The following is a 21,503-nucleotide window of genomic DNA, read 5'->3' on the forward strand; positions in this document are numbered from 1 at the left end:
CTCCTGAGTGCCTCAAGAATCTACAGACCACACGCATGGAAAAATGATCCAGCTAAAACGGAGCCGTCATGGACAATAGCGACCTTAGCCGACGCAAGGATGATCATCTTGATATCGTGCTTGAGCAGCGCTTCGAAGGCTCTGGAACGGGCTTTGATGCGATTCACTTCGAGCATTGCGCGCTGCCTGAACTGAACCTGGGCGACATTGATTTAAGCACCCGTCTGCTAGGGATACCGCTGCGTGCGCCCCTGTTGATCAGCTCGATGACGGGCGGTGCCCAGCGCTCCGTCGCCATCAACCGGCACCTGGCTCAGGCCGCGCAGCACTTGGGCATCGCGATGGGGGTGGGATCACAGCGTGTGGGATTACGCAGCCCCAACGACCAGGGCCTGACCCGAGAACTGAGACGCCTGGCACCTGACATTGCACTGCTGAGCAATATTGGCGCAGCGCAGTTGCTGGAGGTCGATGGCCCGGAGTTGGCGCGCCGCGCAGTGGACGCCTTGCAAGCCAATGCACTGATCATCCATCTGAACCCGTTGCAGGAGGCCGTGCAGGCCGAAGGCGACCGGGATTGGCGAGGGGTTCTGAACGCGATCGCGCGCACGGTCGACAGCGTCGGCGTGCCGGTCATCGTCAAGGAAGTCGGTGCCGGGCTGTCCGTCCCGGTTGCGCGTGCATTGGTCGAGGCTGGCGTGCAGGTGCTCGATGTGGCGGGCAAGGGCGGTACGAGCTGGGCAGCGATAGAGGGCGAGCGTGCCACCCGCCCTGCGGACCGCAAGGTGGCAATGGCTTTTGCCCATTGGGGCATACCGACGGCCATGAGTCTGATCAACGTGCGTCAGGCCTTGCCGCACACGACGTTGATCGCTTCTGGCGGTATCCGTGATGGCATTGATGCCGCCAAGGCCATCCGCCTGGGGGCTGATCTGGTCGGTCAGGCTGCCGGCGTGCTTCAAGAGGCGCTTGAATCCGAATCGGCAGTGATTGAACATTTTGAAACAATAATTCGCCAGCTGCGCATCGCTTGTTTCTGCACCGGTTCGCGTGATCTTGCAGCGTTACGAGAGGCCCGGCTCATGAGCAAGGATCCGTCGAGCGAGCGTTTTTCATGAGTCATTTTGGTGTTGTCGCCCCTGCGTTCTACAGTCACTTTCAAGCGTTTCAAGCCTTGGCGCTGGAATTGATCGGACGTGGCCACCGGGTGACATTCTTTCATCAGGCCGATGCCCATCGCTGGCTGATCGATTCGCGCATCGGATTTTATCCCCTGGGCGCTATCAGCCATCCACCGGGCAGCCTGGCAGGGTCATTGCGTCGAGCGGCGGCACCTCACGGTCCGTTGGGCTTGCGCCGTGTGATTCGCGATCTCAGCAACACGACGGCCATGTTCTGCTCGGAGCTGCCGGCAGCGCTGGCGCATGAAGCCATCGATGCAGTGCTTTGCGATCAAATGGAGGCGGGCGGCGGTTTGGTCGCTGAGGCCTTGGGGCTGCCGTTCATTTCGATAGCCTGTGCGTTGCCGGTCAATCGCGAACCCCATTTGCCGCTGCCCGTCATGCCGTTCGCTTTCGGCACGGACAAGCGCAGCAGGCGGCTGTATGAGGCAAGCACGCGCATTTATGACTGGATGATGCGGCCTTTGCGTAACGTGCTGCATGAGGCGTCCCACCGCTTGGGCGTGACGCCCCGTAACGGCATGCACGAGTACCTGTCGCCGTTCGCGCAGATCAGCCAGACGGTGAGCGGCTTCGATTTCCCGCGTGAAAACCGGCCGGCGCATTTTCATACTGTCGGGCCGCTACGCCCAACGGCCAAGGCCGTTCAGGGCGAGTGGTCCATCGACCCTGACCGTCCGTTCATTTTTGCCAGCCTGGGCACCTTGCAAGGCGGGCGTCTGGGCATGTTTAAACAGATGGTCATTGCCTGCCAGCGCCTGAACGCACAGTTACTGATTGCCCATTGCGGCGGGCTCGACGCGGCACAGGAACAGACGCTCAGGCAGATGGGCGATGTGTGGGTCACTGCTTTCGCTCCCCAGCAGTGGGTGTTGGAAAAGGCCGACGTCGTGATTACCCACGGAGGTCTGAACACCGTGATGGACGCGATTGCCGCCTGTACGCCCATGTTGGTCATGCCGATTGCGTTCGATCAACCCGGCGTCGCGGCCCGGGTCTGTTACCACCGGCTGGGCAAACAGCTGAACCGTCGGGCACGAGCGGTAAAGATCCAGGCCCAGTTGCAACACCTGCTCGTTCGTTCGGAAAAGCCTTTGCGACAGTTGGCCGCTGAGCTGGACGCGGCAGGTGGAACCTTCAAGGCCGCGAATATCGTCGAAGATGTGGTGCGTACACGCCAACCGGTGTTTGCAGGAGGCGTTTATGCACTATGACCTGATTCTCGCCGGGGGTGGGCTCGCCAACGGCCTGATCGCCTGGCGGCTCAAACAACGTCGCCCCGAATTGAACGTGCTGTGTATCGAAGAGCAGCCGCATCCGGGCGGTAACCACACATGGTCATACCACGACGGCGACCTGAGCAGGGAGCAGCGTCAGTGGCTCAAGCCGTTTGTGGTAAAGACCTGGCCTGCTTATGACGTCTATTTCCCCGAGCGCTCGCGCCGCATGCAAACCGGCTATGCCAGCATCACCTCCGAACGCTTCGCGCAGGTCATTGAACCCGCCCTGGGTGACGGCCTTTGGGTGGGTCAACCCCTCATGGAGGTAAGCCCGCGCTCGGTGACGTTGGCCAACGGCGAAACACTCAATGCTCGGGCCGTGATCGACGGTCGTGGCGTGCAGCCCAGCACGCACCTGGTGCTTGGGCAGCAGGCGTTTTTGGGCCAGGTGGTGCAATTGAAACAACCTCACGGGCTCGACATGCCGATCATCATGGATGCCCGGGTGGCGCAGCAGGACGGCTATCGGTTTGTGTATGTGCTGCCGTTTTCCAGCGACACGCTACTGATCGAAGACACCCATTACGTGGACCGGCATTCGTCGTCGCCGGATGAACTTCGCCGTCACATTGCCGACTATGCGCGTCAACAGGGTTGGGCCATTGAGGCTTGCCTGCGGGAGGAGCAGGGCGTGTTGCCGATTACCCTGGCGGGTGATTTCGACGCTTTCTGGAACGAAGATCCGGGCCAGCCGCGCTCCGGCCTGCGAGCGGGCCTGTTCCATTGCACCACCGGTTACTCGTTGCCCTCGGCGGTGAAGCTGGCCGACTGGATTGCCGAGCAACACGTGTTGGATGCCGACACGCTCGCTACGGGAATACGCGCGTTCGCCCGCAGGCAATGGCAACGTCAGGGTTTCTACCGCCTGCTCAATCGCATGCTGTTTTTGGCCGGAAAGCCCCAGGACCGCTGGCAAGTGATGCAACGTTTCTACGGCTTGCCCGACAGCCTGATCCGTCGTTTCTATGCGGGTGAAACGCCTGCCCGCGACAAAATCAGGTTGTTGATCGGCAAGCCTCCTGTACCGGTCAGCGAGGCCATGCGCGCCGCCGTCCGTTATTTGCCCAGACATTACGAGAATCCTTTATGACACCCGCAAAAAACGCCGTTGTGATCGGTGCCGGCTTCGGCGGTCTGGCACTGGCCATCCGCCTCCAGGCTGCCGGCATGCAGACCACCTTGCTTGAGAAGCGCGACAAGCCGGGCGGCCGTGCTTACGTGTATCAGGACGAGGGGTTCACCTTCGATGCCGGGCCTACCGTTATCACTGATCCATCAGCCATCGAAGAGCTGTTCACGGCTGCCGGCAAGTCCATCACGGATTACGTCGAACTGTTGCCTGTTTCGCCGTTCTATCGGCTGTGCTGGGAAGACGGCACGCAGTTCGATTACGCCAACGATCAAGCTTCGCTGGATCGTCAGATTGGCGCGCTTAACCCCAAAGACATCGCGGGCTACCAGCGGTTTCTGGCCTATTCCAAAGCCGTTTTCAACGAAGGCTATCTGAAGCTGGGGGCCGTGCCGTTCTTGTCGTTTCGGGACATGATTCAGGCCGGGCCGCAACTGGCCCGTCTTCAGGCGTGGCGCAGCGTGTACTCCAAGGTGTCCGAGTTCATCGAAGACGAGAAGCTGCGTCAGGCCTTCTCGTTTCACTCGTTGCTGGTCGGCGGCAACCCGTTCGCCACGTCATCCATTTACACCTTGATTCATGCGCTGGAACGTCAGTGGGGCGTGTGGTTTCCCAAGGGCGGAACGGGAGCGCTGGTGCAAGCCCTGGTCAAGCTGTTCGAGGACATCGGCGGCCGCATCCAGCTCAATGCAGAGGTGGCCAGCATTGAAGTCAACGGCGCTCGGGCCACCGGTGTTCGTTTGCACAACGGGCGCGTGCTGAGCGCTGACTGCGTGGCATCCAACGCCGATGTGGTCCACACCTACGCCAACCTGTTGGCTCAATATCCACGTGGAGTGAAGGAGGGCGCGCGGCTCAAGCGCAAGCGATTCAGCAACTCGCTGTTCGTTATTCACTTCGGCCTGAAACGACCTCAGCCGCAGTTGCAGCACCACACGGTGTGCTTCGGGCCACGCTATCGCGAGCTGATTCAGGAAATCTTCAAGGGCGCGACGCTGGCCGAAGATTTCTCGTTGTACCTGCATGCTCCGTGCATTACCGATCCGAGCCTGGCGCCACCGGGCTGCTCCAGTCATTACGTGTTGTCACCGGTGCCGCATCTGGGCAATGCGCCCATAGACTGGGAAATCGAAGGGCCGCGCTACCGGGATCGCATTTTTGAATACCTGGAAAAATATTACATGCCCGGGTTGCGTGAAGACTTGGTCACCTGCCGGATTTTCACACCCAATGATTTTCGTGATGAGTTGAACGCGCACTTAGGCTCGGCTTTTTCGCTTGAGCCGGTGCTGCAGCAAAGCGCCTGGTTTCGCCCCCACAACCGCGATGCGAACCTGAGCAACGTCTATCTGGTCGGTGCCGGAACCCACCCGGGTGCGGGTGTTCCCGGTGTGATTGGTTCGGCCAAAGCCACCGCAGGCCTGATGCTGGAGGGCATTCACGCATGACTGCACCGGATACAAAGGATCAACAACTGGTAGATCACGCATTACAGAGCATTGCCGTCGGCTCGAAAAGCTTCGCGGCGGCTTCAAAACTGTTCGACCCCTTGACCCGCCGCAGCGCCGTCATGCTCTACGCCTGGTGCCGTCATTGCGATGACGTCATTGATGGTCAGGCGTCCGGACACGGTGCTACGGTCGTTTCGCAGGACGAGGTACGCGAGCGTCTGATGGCCCTGATCGCGCAGACCCATGATGTCTACGCCGGACTGCCGCCCAAGTCCCCGGCCTTCGCTGCGTTCAAGGATGTGGTCTACCGCCACGGCATTCGTCAGGACTATGCGTTGGACCACCTTGCGGGTTTTGCGATGGACGTTAACCAGCGGGACTACCGCAGCATTGAGGACACGCTGGAGTATTGTTATCACGTGGCTGGCGTGGTCGGGTTAATGATGGCCCAGGTCATGAACGTCAAAGACGAACGCACGCTGGACCGCGCCTGTGATCTGGGCATGGCGTTTCAGCTGACCAATATTGCCCGTGACATCGTTGAAGATGCAGGCGTCGGGCGCTGTTACCTGCCCACGGACTGGCTGGCTGAAATCGGCATCCCTCGTGATCGTCTTGCTGAACCCGAATATCGCCAGCGTGTGGCCGTGCTGGCCCGGCGACTGATCGATATGGCCGAGCCCTTCTATGACAGCGCACAGGCTGGACTGCCCGCGCTGCCGTGGCGTTCGGCGTGGGCCGTTGCCACCGCTCGATGCGTCTACCGCGAAATTGGAATAAAAGTGAGAGAGGCGGGTGCCCAGGCGTGGGACTCACGTCAGTCGACGACGAAAGTGGACAAGATCAGGCTGGTCACACTCGGCGCATGGCATGCCTCTATTTCACGTGCGAAGCGCCATCCCGCGCGCCCGGCTCTTCTGTGGCAACGTCCTCGTCGTGTTTATTGAGCGGTCCGCCGTGCATCTCACGGAGTTGTGCTTTGAGTCTGGAAACAGAAGGCGCATACAGAAACCCGAATGACACGCAGCGCTCCTTGCCGGACACCGCGTGATGCATCAGATGCGCCTGATAAAGCCGCTTGGCATAGCCTGCGCGTGGCACCACGCTGAAGGGCCAGCGCCGGTGTACCAGCCCGTCATGGGCGACGAAATACAGCAAGCCATAGGCCGTCATCCCCGCACCGACCCACTCCAGCGGATGGTAGCCCTCGGTGCCCAGCGCGATCAGCACGATGGCAACGCCTGCAAAAACCAACGCATACAGATCATTCTTCTCGAACCAGCCGGTCCGCGGTTCATGGTGCGAGCGATGCCAGCCCCATCCCCAGCCATGCATGACGTACTTGTGCGCCAGAAACGCAAAACCTTCCATGCCGATCAGCGTGGCGAGAAACACCAGCGAGTTGAAAATCATCCGTTTTGTCCTCCAGGGGTGCCTGGGATGAGACTGTGACAGGGGATCGGCGTTCGATCCGACTCTCGGGCGGCCTGTCAGGCGCTGCAAATGTACCTTGCACAGGCGCGTGCGCTCCACACTGCGTGTAGACTTTCGCCACTCGACCGGCGCAGACGTGCATCCCGCGCCAGCCCATCATCTGTATCGATCAAGGGTGTTTATGGATTTGCGTCAGCTTGAAGCCTTTGCGGCAGTGATGTCGGCAGGCAGTGTCACGGCCGCTGGCAAAATGCTCGGTCGCTCGCAGCCTTCCGTCACGCGGGTGATTCAGGAGCTTGAGCAGGAGCTGGGTTTTGCGCTGTTCGAACGCAGCGGGCCGAAGGTCACGCCGACGCACAAAGCGTTCATGATGTATGGCGAGGTGGAGAGTGCACTGCTGGGGATTCGCAACATTCGTCAACGTGCGCAGCACATTGCCGAGGAAGAGAATCATCAGGTCAAGCTGGTAGCGATTTCTGCGCTGGCTGCCGGCCTGCTCCCGGCCGCTCTGGCGCGGCTGCCCGAGCAGTTGAAGCCACGGCAGATCCAGTTGCAGAGCATGTCGCCGGAAAATGTCGTGCAGGCGGTGCTGTCCAAGACCACCGATCTGGGCGCAGTCAGCCTGCCGCTGGAGCATCGCGGGCTGGAAATCCACTGGATTGGCGAGGCACCTTGCGTTGCTGTCCTGCCAGCCGACTCCGAGCTGGCTGCTCATGAGGTGCTGACGATGGACGTGCTGGCGCGTCAGACGCTGATCACGATGGCCAATCCTTATCGGTTTCGTCGCCGTATCGACAAGGCGTTTCAAGCCGCTGGCGGCGAGCTGCCGCACATGCTCGACACCAACACTTCACTGATCGCCATGCAGATGGCCAAAGCCGGACTGGGTGTGGCGCTGGTCGATCCGTTCACGGCCAAGGGTGTGCCGATCCAGGGCGTCGTGGTGCGGCCGATCGCTTGCAACATCCCGTTTTTCTTCGGCCTGATTTCGGCGTTCGCCAGTCCGCATACCGATGTAACGCACGCCTTGATCGACGAAATCGCGACTACCGCGAAGTGGTTGGTGCCTGACATGGTCATGCATGAAGCCAGTGCTCACGATGCCCTATTGCAGAGCATTTACGCCGAATAACGCGCTGTTTCTCATCCCGTTAATGCGTAGCAACCTTTAGTTCGGGAATATCAATATGATTTTTTGTGCATTGCAGTAATAAAAAACGTCTTTTAGTATTCGGTTTGCGCATTCAAAGCCATAATGAATTCATTTATTTCGTTATTGGAATGGATTTTGAAGGGGTGAATGAAAGCTCGGGTTGTTTCCCGATCATTTACCGAGTATCGATCAATGCCTGACGTAAACACCCCAGCAGGTCTTGCAGCACTGGAAGCACGCCTGCGTCAGGACCTGGCCTGGCTGGACCTGCCCGCCAATCCGTGGGTCAAGCCACGCCAGAGCGAGGGCAGGCCCGTGCTTGACGTTGCGATCATCGGCGGTGGGATGGCGGGTCTTGCGCTGGCTGCCGAGTTACGCCACTTGGGCGTGGCCGCCGTGATATTCGATAAGTCGGCTGTCGGTTTCGAAGGCCCTTGGGCCACCACGGCACGCATGGAAACCCTGCGCTCGCCCAAACAGCTGACAGGCCCGGCGCTGGGTCTTCCCGCGCTGACGTTCCGTGCCTGGTACGAAGCGCAATTTGGTGCCAGAGGCTGGGACGCACTGGACAAAATCCCTCGTCTGCAATGGGCCCAATATCTGCGCTGGTATCGCAACGTGCTGAGCCTTGATGTCCGTAACGAGCACCGCGTCAGTCGCGTCGCACCCAGGGCGGATGCCTTGGTGGAGCTTGATGTCGAAACACCGTCTCAGACATTGTTTTTTGTAGCGCGTCATGTGGTCTTGGCAACCGGGCGTGACGGGTTGGGCGGTCCGTGGGTGCCCGAGTTCGCAAAGTCGCTGCCCAGGCATTTATGGGCACATTCCGCCGACGGTCTGCAGGATGCCTGGTTCGAAGGCAAGCGCGTTGCAGTGATCGGCGGCGGGGCGTCGGCAATGGACAGCGCCGCGACGGCGCTGGAAGCGGGGGCGACAGGCGTTGACCTGCTGATTCGCCGCGCAGTGCTGCCGCGCATCAACAAGGGCAAGGGCGCTGGTAATCCGGGCATGGTCCACGGCTACTGGCGATTGCCGGATGAATGGAAGTGGCGCATCCGTCATTACCTCAACACTCAACAGGTTCCGCCACCCCGGGGCAGTACGCTGCGGGTTTCCGGTTCTGGCAAGGCGCGTTTTTTGCTGGGTTGCCCACTTGTGGCCGCTGAGCAAAATCCAGCAGGCGGGGTGTGTCTGGAGACGCCGACGGCACGTATCGAGGCGGATTTTGTGGTGTTCGCCACTGGTTTTCGTACCGACTTCGAGCAGCGTCCGGAGTTCGCACCGTTTTCTGCCCACATTCGCGTCTGGCAGGATCGCTTCAACGCGTCCCTTGACGAGCAGGATGCGGAACTGTCGCAGTTGCCGGATCTGGGCAACTGCTTCGAGTTTCAGGAGAAAACGCCAGGCGCTTGCCCCGGCATCGAGCACATTCATTGCTTCAGTTATCCGGCAGCGCTGAGCTATGGCGCGGTGTCCGGGGACATCCCGGCTATCAGCGAAGGCTCCAAGCGCTTGGCGCATGCGCTGGTTGGGCAATTGTTCAATGAAGACGTCGCGCTGCATTTCGAGGCCATGCGCAACTATGCCGAACCGGAATTGCTGGGTGACGAGTGGGTCGCCAGCTCGCCGAACGCCGACGAGTTGCACCCATGATCGGGTGGGCCTTGCGTCGATTGACGCAGTCGTTGTTGGTGATTCTGTTGATGACCCTGGTGGTGTTCGTCGGCCTCAATGCCATTGGCAACCCAATGGACATTCTGGTGGGTGAAGACCTCAATCAGGCCGAACGCCTGCAAGCGATTGCGCACTTGGGGCTGGACAAGCCGCTCTGGCAGCAATACCTGATCTTTCTCAAGGGCGCGGTCCACGGCAATCTCGGTCAGAGCTTCGTCTACCACGAAGACGCGATGCGCCTCATTCTGCAACGCCTGCCTGCAACGTTCGAACTGGCCTTCAGCGCGCTGTTTCTGGCTGTGGTGATTGGCGTGCCGCTGGGCATGTTTGCCGGTATGTGGCCGGATCATCCGATTTCGAAAATATTGATGGCGGGCAGCATTATCGGTTTCTCACTCCCCGCGTTCTGGGTGGCGCTGATGATGATCATGCTGTTCTCGATCACGCTGGGCTGGCTGCCCGCCAGTGGGCGCGGCGAAACCCGCGAATGGCTGGGCGTGCAGTGGTCATGGCTGACGCTGGATGGTTTACAACACTTGTTGTTACCCGCGCTGAACCTGGCGCTGTTCAAGATTTCGCTGGTGCTGCGCCTGACCCGAGCGGGCGTACGTGAAGTGCTGCCCCAGGAGTTCGTCAAGTTTGCCCGGGCCAAAGGCTTGTCGCCGCTTCGCGTGATGTGCATGCACGTCATGCGCAACACCCTGATTCCGGTGGTGACGGTGCTGGCAATGGAACTGGGCTCGACCATCGCCTACGCCGTGGTCACGGAAAGCATCTTCGCCTGGCCCGGTGCAGGCAAATTGATTCTAGATAGCATCAACATGCTGGATCGCCCGGTGGTGGTCGCTTACCTGATGGTCGTTGTGGTGATTTTCGTGGTGCTCAACCTGATCGTCGACGGCTTGTATTACCTGCTTGATCCGCGCGTGCGCATTGAGGCCTCCCGATGAATGCCGTTCCCAAAACCGCTACCGCAAGCGTCGGCCTGCAAGCACAGTCGCCCTGGCGGCGCGTGGCGGTCGAGTTCACCCGCTCGCCGTCGGCCATGTTGGGCCTGGTAATTCTGACGATCATCATTCTGGTCGCTGCACTGGCGCCCTGGATTGTGGTGCAAAACCCCTACGACCTCATGCAGTTGAATGTCATGGATGCACGCATGGCGCCCGGCAGTCCGAACATGGACACCGGTTACACCTACTGGCTGGGCACTGACGGCCAGGGCCGCGATCTGGTTTCGGCGATCATTTACGGCCTGCGTATCAGCCTGTGGGTCGGCATAGGTTCGGCGCTGATTGCCGCCGTGATCGGCACCTTGCTTGGGCTGATTTCAGCCTATGCAGGCGGCTGGGTCGAAGCGCTGCTGATGCGTCTGGTGGACCTGTTGCTGTCGTTTCCGGTGATCCTCATGGCCTTGATGATCCTCGCCTGGCTGGGCAAAGGCGTCGGTAATGTGATGCTCACGCTGGTCCTGCTGGAGTGGGCCTATTACGCCCGGACTGCGCGGGGACAGGCCTTGACTGAAAGCCGTCGTGAATACGTCGATGCGGCGCGCGGGCAGGGCGTCGGTCCGTGGCGCATCGTGATCGGTCATATTCTGCCCAACTGCCTGCCCCCACTGATCGTGATAGGCGCGCTGCAGATTGCCCGTGCCATCACGCTGGAGGCGACCCTGTCGTTTCTCGGCCTGGGCGTGCCGGTCACCGAACCGTCGCTGGGGCTGCTGATCGCCAACGGCTTCCAGTACATGCTCAGCAACGAGTACTGGATCAGCCTGTTTCCGGGGCTGGCGCTGTTGATCACCATCGTCGCGATCAATCTGGTGGGCGACCGGCTGCGTGATGTGCTGAACCCGAGGTTGCAGCGATGAGCGCGCTTGAAGCAACACCGATGGCTGAGCAGCCGACCCTGGATGTTCGAGGTCTGTGCACCTCGTTCTACACCCGCGCAGGTGTATTGCCGGCCGTGCGTGACGTGTCGCTGAGTGTGCAGCCGGGCCGGATTCTCGGGCTGGTCGGGGAATCGGGATCGGGCAAGTCGGTCACGGGGTTTTCCATTCTCGGACTGGTCGACGAGCCAGGCCGCATCAGCGCAGGCGAGGTGCTGTTCAAGGGGCGTGACCTGACGAAGCTGACCGCCTCGCAGCTGCGTGACGTGCAGGGCCATCGGGTGGCGATGATTTTTCAGGACCCGATGATGACCCTCAATCCTGTCCTGCGGGTCGACACGCAGATGGTTGAGGCCGTCCGTGCGCATCGTTCGGTCAGTAAGCGCGAGGCGCGTGAACATGCCAGTCGCACCTTGGCACTGATGGGCATCGCCAGCCCTGAAGAACGCCTGCGCGCCTATCCCCATCAGTTGTCCGGCGGCATGCGTCAACGCGTCGCGATTGCCATTGCGCTGTTGCACGCGCCGGACCTGATCATTGCCGATGAGCCAACCACCGCACTGGACGTGACCATTCAGGCGCAGATTCTCAGCGAAGTGCAGAAATTGGTAAGGGAGCAGGGCACATCGCTGATCTGGATCACCCACGACCTGTCTGTGGTGGCCGGGCTGGCCGACGACGTGGCAGTGATGTATGCCGGGCGCATCGTCGAGCAGGGTTCGGTCGCCGACGTGCTGGACCGCCCGCAACACCCTTACACCCAGGGGCTGATAGACAGCCTGCCCAGTCGCAACCGGCGTGGTCAGCGCTTGCGGCAGATTCCAGGCATGGCGCCCGATCTGTTGTCGATGCCACAAGGCTGTGCGTTTGCCGCCCGTTGCCCCAGAGCCTCATCGATGTGCGCGCAAGAACCTGCGCCACGCGAAGTCGCACCGGGGCAGATGGTTCGTTGTTTTCATCCGGGAGCTGCCGATGCCCAGTGAACAGATTCCGCTGATTGAACTGCATCAGGTCAGCAAGACTTTCGGCACGCCCGTGACAGAACACTCCCTTCAAGGCGTTTTGCAGCGTCTGCACCTGACACGGCCCCGGCCTGTCACCCATGCGGTCGATGCCATGGATCTGCGCATCGCACGCGGTGAAGTGGTCGGTCTGGTGGGTGAGTCCGGCTGCGGGAAGTCCACACTCGGGCGTATGGTTGCCGGGCTGCTGCCGGTGTCGTCGGGCACGGTTTCGGTGGAGGGCAGAGCCGTCGACAGCCTGAGCGCCAGTGAGCGCAAAGCGCTGCGCCTGAAGGTGCAGATGATCTTTCAGGATCCTTCGTCGAGCCTGAATCCTCGTCTGCGGGTCGACCGTATTGTCGGCGAAGGCGCTTTGTTGCACGGTTTGACCGATAAAAAAGGCGCAGACGATTACGTCAGCGCGCAGTTGCAACGTGCCGGTCTGAGCCCGCAACTGCGTCAGCGTTATCCGCATCAGTTCAGTGGCGGCCAGCGCCAGCGCATCGGCATTGCCCGGGCGCTGGCCGTGCAACCGGAACTGCTGGTGTGTGATGAATCCGTCGCTGCCCTGGATGTGTCGATCCAGGCGCAGATTCTTAACCTGTTCATGGACCTGCGCGATGAGCTGGGCCTGACCTATCTGTTCATCAGCCATGACCTGGGTGTGGTCGAGCACCTGTGTGACCGGGTTGTTGTGATGTATCTGGGCCGCGTAGTCGAGAGCGCATCGGTCGATGACCTGTTCGCCCGTGCCAATCACCCGTACACCCAGGCGCTGCTGGCACAGATTCCGCGTTTCGATATCCGCAGCACCCGTTATGACGCGATCAAAGGGGAAATCCCCAGCCCGCTGAACCCGCCCGTCGGGTGTCATTTCCACCCTCGCTGCCCGCACGCCATGCCGCGCTGTCGCGAAGAAGTTCCAGCGCTGAGGGAGGTTTCGCCGAACCACCGGAGCGCGTGTCACCTCAACGACGACCTCTGACGAGCGCCAAGGCGTTCGTGCGTCCCCCTTGCCACCGATTGCGTACCAGGAAATTCCCATGAAACCATTCGTTCGCTCCCTGTTAGCTTCAGCCCTTGTGGTGGCCGCCGGCAGCGCAGTTGCACAGGACTTGCGCATCGGCTATGCCGATCCGATTTCATCCCTCGACCCACAACTGAACAATTACGCGGGAGACCGTTCGGTCGCTTTGCACGCGTTCGAGTCGCTGGTCAGCCGCCGTGATGACAAGACCCTGCCTGGCCTGGCAAAAAGCTGGAAGGTCGTCGATGACACCACGTGGGAATTCGACTTGCGGGACGACGTGAAATGGCAGGATGGCCAGCCGCTGAAGGCTGACGATCTGGTGTTTTCCTTCGAGCGCGCCCGTAGTGTGCCGGGCAGCGTGGCGTCATACGCCGGGGCTACGCGAACGGTGGCCTCGGTCACGGCCAAGGACGACCACACGCTGATCATCAAAACCCGCCTGCCCAACGCCAACCTGCTGCCGGACGTTGACTCGATCTACATCGTCAGCCGTCACGCAGGCTCCAACGCCAGCAGCGCCGACTACAACTCAGGCAAGGCCATGATCGGTACCGGGCCCTATCGCTTCGTGTCTTACGTGCCCGGCGACCGGACCGTGTTCGAGCGCAACGACGCGTATTGGGGCGTCAAGCCAACCTGGGACAAGGTCGATTATCGATTTATCGCCAATGCTGCCAACCGCACTGCTGCCTTGCTGGCGGGCGATGTGGATGTGATCGACAAGGTCTCGCCGACCGACGTGGCGCGCCTGCGCCAGACGCCCACCGTGCAGGTCTATGCGTATCAGGGCTTGCGCGCGCTGTTGATTCAGCCAAGTTTTCGCGCAGGCCCCAATGAATTCATTCGCGACAACGCGGGCAAGCCCCTGGCTGAAAACCCCCTGCTGGACGTCCGTGTGCGCAAGGCGCTGTCGCTGGCCATCAACCGTCAGGCCATCAACGAACGCATCATGCAGGGCACCGTCACCGAGGCCAACCAATGGATGCCCGCCAATACGTTTGGCTACAACCCGGATGTGAAGAATATTCCGTATGACGCCAAACAGGCCAAGGATCTGCTGGCACAGGCAGGCTTTCCCGAGGGTTTCCAGTTGACGGTTCATGTGCCCGGCGATCGTTATCCGCAGGCACCTGAGGTCATGCAGGCAGTGGCCCAGTTCTGGTCGCGCATTGGCGTCAAGGTTCAGCTGGAAGTGCTGCCTTGGGCGGTCTATGCCGGCAAGGCCAACAAAAACGAACTGGCGATCAGTGTGATCGCCTGGGGCAATGGCACGGGAGAGGCCGCTTACGCGCTGACCAATATCCTGACCACCGTCGACAGTGCCAAGGGGCAGGGCGCATCCAACTGGGGCCATTACAGCAACCCATTGGTGGACAAGGCACTGGCGGACTCCACCGCCGAATTCGATGAAGCCAAACGCCGCCAGATTCTTCAGGACTCGGTCAAGGTCGTCAGTGATGACGTGGGCATCATCCCGTTGTTCCACTACCAGAACATCTGGGCGGCGCGTAAGGGGCTGAAAGTGGAGCCGCTGGTCAGCGACCGTACTGCGGCCACGATGGTCACCGAGCAGCCTTGATTTTTCCTGCCTTCGCGTCGCCATTTCAATCGCCAGGCGAAGGCCACACCGACATTGAGAATGCTCATGACCGTGAACACTGAAACCGCCCCTCAATCCGACCTGCTCGACAGCCTGTTGAACATCGCTCCAGGAAGCTCGTTGCACCGGGTTCGCCATGCCCGTGACAAAGTCGCAGCGGCGACTCAGGGCAGTCAGGATCTGTTTTTCGATCCGGCGCTGGATAACGATCTGTCGCTGAGCGAGCGCCTGTGGGTGGCCTATTACGCAGCGCGGCTGAGCGAGCAGACAACGCTGACCGCGCATTACCTGTCGCAATTGCAGCGCTTGGGCGTAGATGCATCGGTGCTGGCGACGGTTGATGCCGGTTTGATCGATGCACTGGACGACGCACGGCTCGCAGCGATTCTGCGTTTTGCCCGCACGTTGATCGAATCGCCTGTGCATGGCGATCAGGCTGCACTGTTGGCGTTGCAGCACGAAGGGCTGAGCACGCCCGAAATCGTCGTGCTTGGGCAATTGATCGCTTTCCTGTCTTACCAAGTGCGTCTGACCGCAGGGCTTGATGCGCTGCAAACTGCCGGAGCTGTCCAATGAGCGAACTGATCGAAAGCAATGGGTTTACCAATCAAGTGCTGGGCTGGAAAGCCTGGCTACCCACCGTCGACCTGAACAGCGCCACGCCCGAACAGCTCGCCGTGCTTGAGGAAAGCCATCCGCAAGCCAAGACGTCGGATTATTACCTGACCCTGGCGCATCACCCGGCGATTCTTCGCCAGCGCTCCCAGGCCTTCAACGCCATCATGTACGCGCCGGGCGGTCTGTCCCGAGCCGAGCGGGAACTGGCCAGCACGGTGGTTTCGCGCATCAACCGCTGTGTGTATTGCGCCTCGGTGCACGCGCAACGCTTCGAGCAACTGGCCAAGCGCAACGACGTTATCGCCCAGGTGTTCGCCGACCCGTCCACCGCAGGCACCAACGACCGCGAGCGCGCGATCGTCCGGTTTGCCATCGATTTGACCCTTGAGCCCGCATCCCTTGATGCCGGACACATACGGGCGTTGCGCGAGCAAGGCCTGGATGATGCGCAAGTGCTGGACTTGATCCATGCGATCTCGATCTTCGCGTGGGCCAATCGCCTGATGCTGAATCTGGGGGAGCCGGTTTTTCCCGAGGCGGACTCAGAAAGCTGAGCATCCGGCAATCAGACCTGCTTATTCGACGTGCCTGGGCATGTGCCTGACCCAGGCAGGTGTGCCGCAAGCCGGGCTAACGACGCCTTGACCACATCAAGTCGGGCAGCGTGCGGGACGCCATCAGTGCTTCGTCGGCGCTGACCGTCGTGGGCAGTGCATGCCACGGAACACCTGCGGCGCGGTGGTGCTGCAGGTGCAGGTTGATGTGATAGGGCCAGATGAAGAACCGTCCCAACCAGCCCACGCGCCACGAGTAGGTCCATGCCTGCCAGCCGGGTGTGGAGCCGGGACCGCCGCTGTGTTCGGCCATGCTGCGGATTTTCTGAAGCAGGGCGCCGAGTGTGACGAGCGGGACGAACCACAGCATGGCCAGTAGCACCAGTTGGTGTGCCGAACACTGCCATACAAGAAGCGCCAGAATGGAAACCCACACCAGCGCGGCGGCGATCAGAGGACGCGTCACGGCCAGCGGCGCACCCCCGCTGGCCCGGTAAGCGATCAGGTTGCGCACGGTGTTGACCAGCAGGAGGTCGCCCGCCAATTGCCTGAGCAACGGCCCGGCGCCTAACGGTGTAAAGCGCCAGGGTTGACGGTGGTATAGAAAACGCCGCTCTGGATCCTGCTCGGTGCCAAGATGCTGATGATGCTCAAGGTGCAGAGGCCGGTAGAACTCAATTGGAACAAGCCCTGGAACGCCGATGGCGGCATTGATCAGAAAGTCGTTGAGGCTGCGCCGACGCGTCAGGTGGTAGTGCGTGGCATCGTGATACAACACAAACAGGGCATGCTGTCGGGCGGCGATGATGATCATGGCCGCGACGCAGATTCTCCAGTCGGCCATATACAGCGCAATGCGCAGTGTAACGATGATGCACAGCCACTCCAGCAACAGCGCTCCCATTGTGCGCAGGTCTATGGCAAAGCGTCTGAACAAAAGCGTCAGCGCTGCGCAGCCCACCCCAATGGCAACGCCAAAGGCCATGTCGGCGAACAGATGTTGCCCGGTCGTCATGACGGTCATCATCAGCACCAGACTCCACACGGCAAATGCCGAGGCATGGCGCACCCTGAGGCCGAACAGGGTAAGGGCGATTGCGACGGGCAACGCCAAGTGCCCGCTGGGCGACGCTGCCAATGGTTTGTCCAGGTGATACAGCCAGTCGAGCGCCGCATGAAGGCTGTCCGGGCGTAAGATCATAGTCGGCAAAAACAAGTGGCAGACCAGACACAGCCCGGCGGCCAGTGCGCCAGCAAAAAATACCGGCAGCAGCCAGTCCGACGTGCGTCCCAGAAAGACAAGTACGGGCATCACCAGCATGTAGCTCAGGTACAGCGGCAGGGACAAAGGCAGCAGAGGTATGTAGCGGTCGACGACCCCCGGCTCGATGACGTTAACCACGCCCATTGGAAAATGCGTCACCAGGAAATACAGCAGGCCGGTGACCAGCAGATAGGCGATCAGCCAGGCAAAAGGGCGGGTGACTGGGTTCGAGTCGGGTCGAGAAGGTGGCATGTAAGGACGGCCTGGATCAAAAGTTGGCAAGTGCGAGTACTCGGGCGGAAACGCTAGCCGTCGGGTGTGCAGCGTCAAAACGGCAGACAGTTTGATTGCCCTGAGCGGTCCACCCCGTCAGAATCCAGCCAGTGTGTTTCCAACTGTCGAAGTCTTCCATGAGTTTGCGCGCTGCCACCGTTGAATGTGCTGATCTGTCACTGAATGAAATCGAGCAGATGTTCGAACTTTACTCGGCTTGCTATCAGGATACCTGCCGGATTCGGTTTGGACACGATCTTGATGACAAGACGCATTGCGTCATTCTGCGTGACGCGGGTGATCGAATCGTCGGTTTTACGACGTTGAAGCTGTTCGAGATGCTCTGGCAGAACCAGCTGAAAAGATTTGTGTTCTCCGGCGATACAATCATTGATCCCGAGCACTGGGGCAGTCAGCAACTGACGTTTGCCTGGTCGCGGCTCGTGGGCGATCTGTGGCGACAGCGTCCGCAGGTGCCTTTTTACTGGTTTCTGATCTGCAAAGGGCATCGCACGTATCGTTATCTGCGCGCCATGATACTGAATTACGCGCCGCGCGCAGGCCAGGTGACGGTCCCGGACGTGCAGGCGTTAATGGATCATCTGGCCACCACTCACTTCGGCGATGCGTACGACTCGACGACAGGCTTGCTGCGCTTCCAGACGCCTCAAGGTCGCCTCGTTCCAACGCTGGCAGAGGTGCCGGAGAATCACTCAAGGCTTGAGGATGTTGCCTATTTTCTGGAGCGCAACCCGGGCTATGCCAACGGGGACGAGTTGGTGTGCCTGTGCCAGCTTACGCCTGAAAACCTGCGTCCCTTCGCCCGACGCCTGTTTGTCACCGCGCAGCCTTCTGAGTGTTGATTCGTCAGGCGCTCCCTTCGGACAATCCGCAGTTGCTTGATTTTCAGAAGCACCACGCGATGCCCGGCCGTGTACCGCTGCGCTTTGATCGCAGCCCGGATTATTTTGCCTTGCATCGCTGCCACGCACCCGACCACCGCACTTGGCTGGCCTCAAGCGAGGACGGGGTTGTTAAAGGCACCGCCAGCCTGGTTGTTCGTGAGGGTTATATGCATCACGGTGTCGAGCAAGTGGCCTATTTGGGCGATTTGCGTCTGGTGCCTGACCGGGCACTGTCCCGTTCATGGATGGCGCACGTGCAGTCGCGACTCAGCGAGCTTTCGCTGGAAACCGGTGTTCAACACGCCTATTGCTGCGTCATCCGCGACAACACGCTGGCGACACTGTCGCTGCTCAGGCGTCGCCAGGCCAACCCCCTCAAGCTCGCGCACTGGCGCGGTTACAGCAACGTTTCGATTTTCGCCCGACGTGGCTGGGGCAGTGCGCCCCGCATCCCGGCCCATGTGCGGGTCGTACAGGCAATGCCCAGCCACCTTGATGCGCTAAGAGCGTTTATCGACGGCGAGTCGGCTCAGCAGCCGTTTGGCAGTGTGTTTAGCGAAACAGAGTTCAGCAGAAGGTTGCGAGACTGGCCTGGTTTCAGCCTTGATTCATTCCTGATCGCGGTAGACCCCTGCGACAACATTCTGGGATGTGTCGCGCCTTGGGATTCGGGACAGATCAAGCGCATCGTGGTTGAGCAGCTACCGGCAGGACACCAACTGTTGCGGCGCGGATACAACATGTTTGCACCGCTCGCAGGCAGGCCGGGCATTGCCGCGCCGGGTGACGCGCTACAGGATATCTACCTGACCCACCTACAGATAAAACGACGTGACCCGGCGGTGTTTGCCGCTCTGCTGGATGTCGCCTGGGCACAGGTTCGTGGGCAGTACGCCTTGATGCAGCTTTGTCTGTACGACGGTGATCCGCTTTGGCCCGCGATGAATCGCTACCGCTCACTCTCTACCGCGATGGATTTGTATACGGCACCCTGTAATCCCGAGGCGGGGCCGTTTCTCAGTGAAAACGCGGATCGGATTCCAGGTTTCGAAATCTACCTGGTGTAGACGTCAAGTCTAAGTGGCCTGCGGATTCCGGCTGGACGGCTGAAGAACATCCAGCAGCGTCATCCAGAAACGTACCTGATCGAAACCTCCGCCCCCGAGCACTGGCTGGCCGTGATCCAGATGGGGCAGGCAGATCTGCGGCACGTTAGGCAGGCACAATCGTTCGATATAGAACTGACCATCGTGGGCGTGTCGAGGGCGCAATCTGTCGAGCCGCGTGTGATGGGTGTCGAGAAATGAATGCCCTGACGCAGACCAACTGACCACATGCACGGCGTTCAGATTGCCGGGCAACTCATCGAGCAACTGGGTGATTTTCGGGTCGCGGCGGCTGCCGATGTCCCGTGTCGCGCCTGCCAGCCAGCGCGTATTGACCAGCGCACGGCGCAGCCGGTCAAGCCGGTAGTGTGGGGCAGGGAGGCCCGTTCGGCCGATGTCGGGCGCAGGGTCCAGCAATTCATCCACCAGCGTTGAAGCGCCAGCAGGCGGCTGGACCAGCACGATGCCGTCACAGGCTTTCTGGAGTTCATTGGACTGTGCCAGCGCGGCGAGCGCATCGAGGCCGCCCTTGCTGTGGGCCAGCACCACAAAGCGTTGGCCCTGCCTCAGATGAGTCGCGAGCACTTTGCTGATATGCGAGCCCTGTGCAATGACGCCTCTGGATGAGCGCACGGGCACACGCAACACTTCATGGCCTGACGATTTCAACGCCCGAGGAACGCCATCGAAGCAGCGAGGCATGAATTCCGAATAGAGGCCCGCGATCAGCACAATCAACGTGGATTTCGGGAGTCCAGCCTCAGGCTGATGCCAGCAACGGATAAAACGGTCAGTCCAGTCCAGAGGCGCTGGCGGACGCACAAACCCGGTTGCCGGAAAGAAGGATTGCCAGTCATCGAAGCCTTCGGGTGTCCAGGTCGGTCGCCCCATCAGTGCTCTGCCTGCGCAGCGGACACGACAGACTCGTCAAAGGCCCGACGGGCATCCTCAAGAACGTCGCGGCTGTCCAGTCGGTCCGGATGAAAGCCAGGCACGAACCAGAGCAGCGCTGCCGGCACAATGCGCGTCAGTAGGCCGGGATTCACGAACAGCCACCACTGCAATCGCAACCACTCCCGCCAGTTGTGATGTTGCCGATCACTTCGCACCAGTGTGTAGGTGAAATGCGTCAGGTCGAACAGGAAGCTGGCTGCCACGATGAACATCAATGCACAGCGACGCAGATAACCTCGCAACCGGTGGGTTTCGACCATGCACATCACGTCGAACGCCACCGCCTTGTGCTCAGTCTCCTCAATGGCATGCCAACGCCAGAGTCTGGCCATGACCGGATCCGCACCCGCCAGCACGTCGGGGTTACGCAATACCTGATCGGAGATGATCGAGGTCAGATGCTCCAGGCACGCCGTCAGGGCCAGTCTTATCGGTGCAGGCAACCAATCGTTTCTCTCGATGCGCCGCTGCAACAGGCTTTCAAGCTGCTCGACGGGTGCGCCCTGAGCCTTCAGCCACAGGTTATAAGCCCGATGTTCACGAATATGCGTGGCCTCTTGATAGACGAAACCGTCAACCGCGTTGAGCAGCGTGGGGTTTCGTTGAATAAGAGGGCGATAGTGCATGACGCTTTCAATGAAAACCCGTTCGCCAACCGGAAACATCAGCGACAGGCCGTCAAAAAAACGGGTGATGTGCGGACGACGATCATGCCAGTGGCGAGGGATGCTCTCGTCAAGCACGAAGCGCACGGACCTGTGGGGGATTTCCACGGCGTTTATCTGCGCTGCCGAGCGTTTTGACAGCAGGCGTTTGAAAATCGACATGTCGCGCAGATTACCTTAATCATCAAGGCGCACAGGCTACCGCGTTTGGCGGTGTCGATGCGACAGTACCTTACCCATCGAGCCGGCATGCACAGCTGCAAGCCCCGAATGGCGCCGGCCCCTAAGAGGGTTCGATACATTGTTGGCGCACCGGTATACTCCCTGGTTTGTTACAGGGACAGGG

General features: G+C 60.5%; 20 protein-coding genes. 16 read left to right on the forward strand and 4 right to left on the reverse strand.

From position 1 onward, the window contains the following. The first annotated feature begins 68 nt into the window (after window positions 1–68). Genes fni through ALP40_RS06165 form a run of 5 tightly spaced genes read left to right on the forward strand, consistent with a single transcriptional unit; the run spans window position 69 to window position 5,988 of the window. The gene (fni, locus tag ALP40_RS06145; RefSeq protein WP_122207388.1) at window positions 69–1,118 is read left to right on the forward strand and encodes a type 2 isopentenyl-diphosphate Delta-isomerase; all 1,050 of its coding nucleotides are present in this window, start codon (window positions 69–71) and stop codon (window positions 1,116–1,118) included. Next, complete coding sequence (locus tag ALP40_RS06150) at window positions 1,115–2,395, forward strand: glycosyltransferase (protein ID WP_122207389.1); 1,281 nt, start codon at window positions 1,115–1,117, stop codon at window positions 2,393–2,395. Before fni ends, ALP40_RS06150 begins: the two co-directional genes overlap by 4 nt. Beyond that, window positions 2,385–3,551, forward strand: a complete 1,167-nt coding sequence (crtY, locus tag ALP40_RS06155) for a lycopene beta-cyclase CrtY (RefSeq protein WP_122207390.1) — start codon at window positions 2,385–2,387, stop codon at window positions 3,549–3,551. Before ALP40_RS06150 ends, crtY begins: the two co-directional genes overlap by 11 nt. After that, window positions 3,548–5,038: a phytoene desaturase gene (locus ALP40_RS06160; RefSeq protein ID WP_122207391.1), complete on the forward strand. Its 1,491-nt coding sequence runs from the start codon at window positions 3,548–3,550 to the stop codon at window positions 5,036–5,038. The genes crtY and ALP40_RS06160 overlap by 4 nt, the downstream gene beginning before the upstream one ends. Then, on the forward strand, window positions 5,035–5,988 hold the full coding sequence (locus ALP40_RS06165; RefSeq protein WP_122207392.1) for a phytoene/squalene synthase family protein: 954 nt from the start codon (window positions 5,035–5,037) through the stop codon (window positions 5,986–5,988). The genes ALP40_RS06160 and ALP40_RS06165 overlap by 4 nt, the downstream gene beginning before the upstream one ends. On the opposite strand, the gene ALP40_RS06170 is transcribed toward ALP40_RS06165, so the two are convergent. Then, a complete protein-coding gene (locus ALP40_RS06170) occupies window positions 5,918–6,454 on the reverse strand; it encodes a sterol desaturase family protein (RefSeq protein ID WP_122207393.1) in 537 nt (178 codons plus the stop codon). The two genes, ALP40_RS06165 and ALP40_RS06170, sit on opposite strands and share 71 nt — an antisense overlap. 202 nt (window positions 6,455–6,656) lie before the next feature. On the opposite strand from ALP40_RS06170, the gene ALP40_RS06175 reads away from it, so the two are divergent. The 9 genes from ALP40_RS06175 (at window position 6,657) to ALP40_RS06215 (ending at window position 15,990) form a co-directional block, all read left to right on the forward strand. After that, on the forward strand, window positions 6,657–7,607 hold the full coding sequence (locus ALP40_RS06175; RefSeq protein WP_122207394.1) for a LysR family transcriptional regulator: 951 nt from the start codon (window positions 6,657–6,659) through the stop codon (window positions 7,605–7,607). A 213-nt stretch (window positions 7,608–7,820) separates the two neighbouring features. Then, window positions 7,821–9,281, forward strand: a complete 1,461-nt coding sequence (locus ALP40_RS06180; protein WP_122207395.1) for an NAD(P)-binding domain-containing protein — start codon at window positions 7,821–7,823, stop codon at window positions 9,279–9,281. Continuing rightward, window positions 9,278–10,252, forward strand: coding sequence for an ABC transporter permease (locus ALP40_RS06185; RefSeq protein ID WP_122207396.1), 975 nt, complete (start codon window positions 9,278–9,280; stop codon window positions 10,250–10,252). The genes ALP40_RS06180 and ALP40_RS06185 overlap by 4 nt, the downstream gene beginning before the upstream one ends. Then, window positions 10,249–11,169: an ABC transporter permease gene (locus ALP40_RS06190; protein ID WP_122207397.1), complete on the forward strand. Its 921-nt coding sequence runs from the start codon at window positions 10,249–10,251 to the stop codon at window positions 11,167–11,169. Before ALP40_RS06185 ends, ALP40_RS06190 begins: the two co-directional genes overlap by 4 nt. Further along, on the forward strand, window positions 11,166–12,170 hold the full coding sequence (locus ALP40_RS06195; protein ID WP_122207398.1) for an ABC transporter ATP-binding protein: 1,005 nt from the start codon (window positions 11,166–11,168) through the stop codon (window positions 12,168–12,170). The genes ALP40_RS06190 and ALP40_RS06195 overlap by 4 nt, the downstream gene beginning before the upstream one ends. Continuing rightward, the gene (locus ALP40_RS06200) at window positions 12,160–13,173 is read left to right on the forward strand and encodes an ABC transporter ATP-binding protein (protein ID WP_122207399.1); all 1,014 of its coding nucleotides are present in this window, start codon (window positions 12,160–12,162) and stop codon (window positions 13,171–13,173) included. Before ALP40_RS06195 ends, ALP40_RS06200 begins: the two co-directional genes overlap by 11 nt. Window positions 13,174–13,231: 58 nt before the next feature. Beyond that, window positions 13,232–14,797 (forward strand): ABC transporter substrate-binding protein, encoded by a 1,566-nt coding sequence (locus ALP40_RS06205; protein ID WP_122207400.1) that lies wholly within the window; start codon window positions 13,232–13,234, stop codon window positions 14,795–14,797. Window positions 14,798–14,863: 66 nt separating this feature from the next. Next, window positions 14,864–15,394: a CMD domain-containing protein gene (locus ALP40_RS06210; protein WP_122207401.1), complete on the forward strand. Its 531-nt coding sequence runs from the start codon at window positions 14,864–14,866 to the stop codon at window positions 15,392–15,394. Further along, window positions 15,391–15,990 (forward strand): peroxidase-related enzyme, encoded by a 600-nt coding sequence (locus ALP40_RS06215; RefSeq protein ID WP_122207402.1) that lies wholly within the window; start codon window positions 15,391–15,393, stop codon window positions 15,988–15,990. The genes ALP40_RS06210 and ALP40_RS06215 overlap by 4 nt, the downstream gene beginning before the upstream one ends. Before the next feature lie 76 nt (window positions 15,991–16,066). Here ALP40_RS06215 and ALP40_RS06220 read toward each other — a convergent pair whose 3' ends face one another. Next, a complete protein-coding gene (locus tag ALP40_RS06220; RefSeq protein WP_122207403.1) occupies window positions 16,067–17,506 on the reverse strand; it encodes a fatty acid desaturase family protein in 1,440 nt (479 codons plus the stop codon). Window positions 17,507–17,724: 218 nt separating this feature from the next. On the opposite strand from ALP40_RS06220, the gene ALP40_RS06225 reads away from it, so the two are divergent. Then, window positions 17,725–18,390: a hypothetical protein gene (locus ALP40_RS06225; protein ID WP_122207451.1), complete on the forward strand. Its 666-nt coding sequence runs from the start codon at window positions 17,725–17,727 to the stop codon at window positions 18,388–18,390. Next, window positions 18,384–19,499 (forward strand): hypothetical protein, encoded by a 1,116-nt coding sequence (locus ALP40_RS06230; RefSeq protein WP_122207404.1) that lies wholly within the window; start codon window positions 18,384–18,386, stop codon window positions 19,497–19,499. Before ALP40_RS06225 ends, ALP40_RS06230 begins: the two co-directional genes overlap by 7 nt. 9 nt (window positions 19,500–19,508) lie before the next feature. On the opposite strand, the gene ALP40_RS06235 is transcribed toward ALP40_RS06230, so the two are convergent. Beyond that, window positions 19,509–20,429, reverse strand: a complete 921-nt coding sequence (locus ALP40_RS06235) for a hypothetical protein (RefSeq protein ID WP_122207405.1) — start codon at window positions 20,427–20,429, stop codon at window positions 19,509–19,511. Beyond that, the gene (locus ALP40_RS06240) at window positions 20,429–21,319 is read right to left on the reverse strand and encodes a metal-dependent hydrolase (protein ID WP_122207406.1); all 891 of its coding nucleotides are present in this window, start codon (window positions 21,317–21,319) and stop codon (window positions 20,429–20,431) included. The genes ALP40_RS06235 and ALP40_RS06240 overlap by 1 nt, the downstream gene beginning before the upstream one ends. Between the last annotated feature and the right edge of the window lie 184 nt (window positions 21,320–21,503).

Origin of the sequence: Pseudomonas viridiflava (genome assembly GCF_003702045.1) — a bacterium.
In the GTDB taxonomy this organism is placed as follows: Bacteria; Pseudomonadota; Gammaproteobacteria; order Pseudomonadales; family Pseudomonadaceae; genus Aquipseudomonas; species Aquipseudomonas viridiflava_C.

Coding starts and splice junctions, on each gene's coding strand:
- crtY (WP_122207390.1), top strand. CDS start 2,385: ATGCACTATGACCTGATTCTCGCCGGGGGTGGGCTCGCCAACGGCCTG.
- fni (WP_122207388.1), top strand. CDS start 69: ATGGACAATAGCGACCTTAGCCGACGCAAGGATGATCATCTTGATATC.
- ALP40_RS06175 (WP_122207394.1), top strand. CDS start 6,657: ATGGATTTGCGTCAGCTTGAAGCCTTTGCGGCAGTGATGTCGGCAGGC.
- ALP40_RS06205 (WP_122207400.1), top strand. CDS start 13,232: ATGAAACCATTCGTTCGCTCCCTGTTAGCTTCAGCCCTTGTGGTGGCC.
- ALP40_RS06150 (WP_122207389.1), top strand. CDS start 1,115: ATGAGTCATTTTGGTGTTGTCGCCCCTGCGTTCTACAGTCACTTTCAA.
- ALP40_RS06190 (WP_122207397.1), top strand. CDS start 10,249: ATGAATGCCGTTCCCAAAACCGCTACCGCAAGCGTCGGCCTGCAAGCA.
- ALP40_RS06185 (WP_122207396.1), top strand. CDS start 9,278: ATGATCGGGTGGGCCTTGCGTCGATTGACGCAGTCGTTGTTGGTGATT.
- ALP40_RS06200 (WP_122207399.1), top strand. CDS start 12,160: ATGCCCAGTGAACAGATTCCGCTGATTGAACTGCATCAGGTCAGCAAG.
- ALP40_RS06220 (WP_122207403.1), bottom strand. CDS start 17,506: ATGCCACCTTCTCGACCCGACTCGAACCCAGTCACCCGCCCTTTTGCC.
- ALP40_RS06240 (WP_122207406.1), bottom strand. CDS start 21,319: ATGTCGATTTTCAAACGCCTGCTGTCAAAACGCTCGGCAGCGCAGATA.
- ALP40_RS06235 (WP_122207405.1), bottom strand. CDS start 20,429: ATGGGGCGACCGACCTGGACACCCGAAGGCTTCGATGACTGGCAATCC.
- ALP40_RS06210 (WP_122207401.1), top strand. CDS start 14,864: ATGACCGTGAACACTGAAACCGCCCCTCAATCCGACCTGCTCGACAGC.
- ALP40_RS06160 (WP_122207391.1), top strand. CDS start 3,548: ATGACACCCGCAAAAAACGCCGTTGTGATCGGTGCCGGCTTCGGCGGT.
- ALP40_RS06170 (WP_122207393.1), bottom strand. CDS start 6,454: ATGATTTTCAACTCGCTGGTGTTTCTCGCCACGCTGATCGGCATGGAA.
- ALP40_RS06225 (WP_122207451.1), top strand. CDS start 17,725: ATGTTCGAACTTTACTCGGCTTGCTATCAGGATACCTGCCGGATTCGG.
- ALP40_RS06215 (WP_122207402.1), top strand. CDS start 15,391: ATGAGCGAACTGATCGAAAGCAATGGGTTTACCAATCAAGTGCTGGGC.
- ALP40_RS06195 (WP_122207398.1), top strand. CDS start 11,166: ATGAGCGCGCTTGAAGCAACACCGATGGCTGAGCAGCCGACCCTGGAT.
- ALP40_RS06165 (WP_122207392.1), top strand. CDS start 5,035: ATGACTGCACCGGATACAAAGGATCAACAACTGGTAGATCACGCATTA.
- ALP40_RS06180 (WP_122207395.1), top strand. CDS start 7,821: ATGCCTGACGTAAACACCCCAGCAGGTCTTGCAGCACTGGAAGCACGC.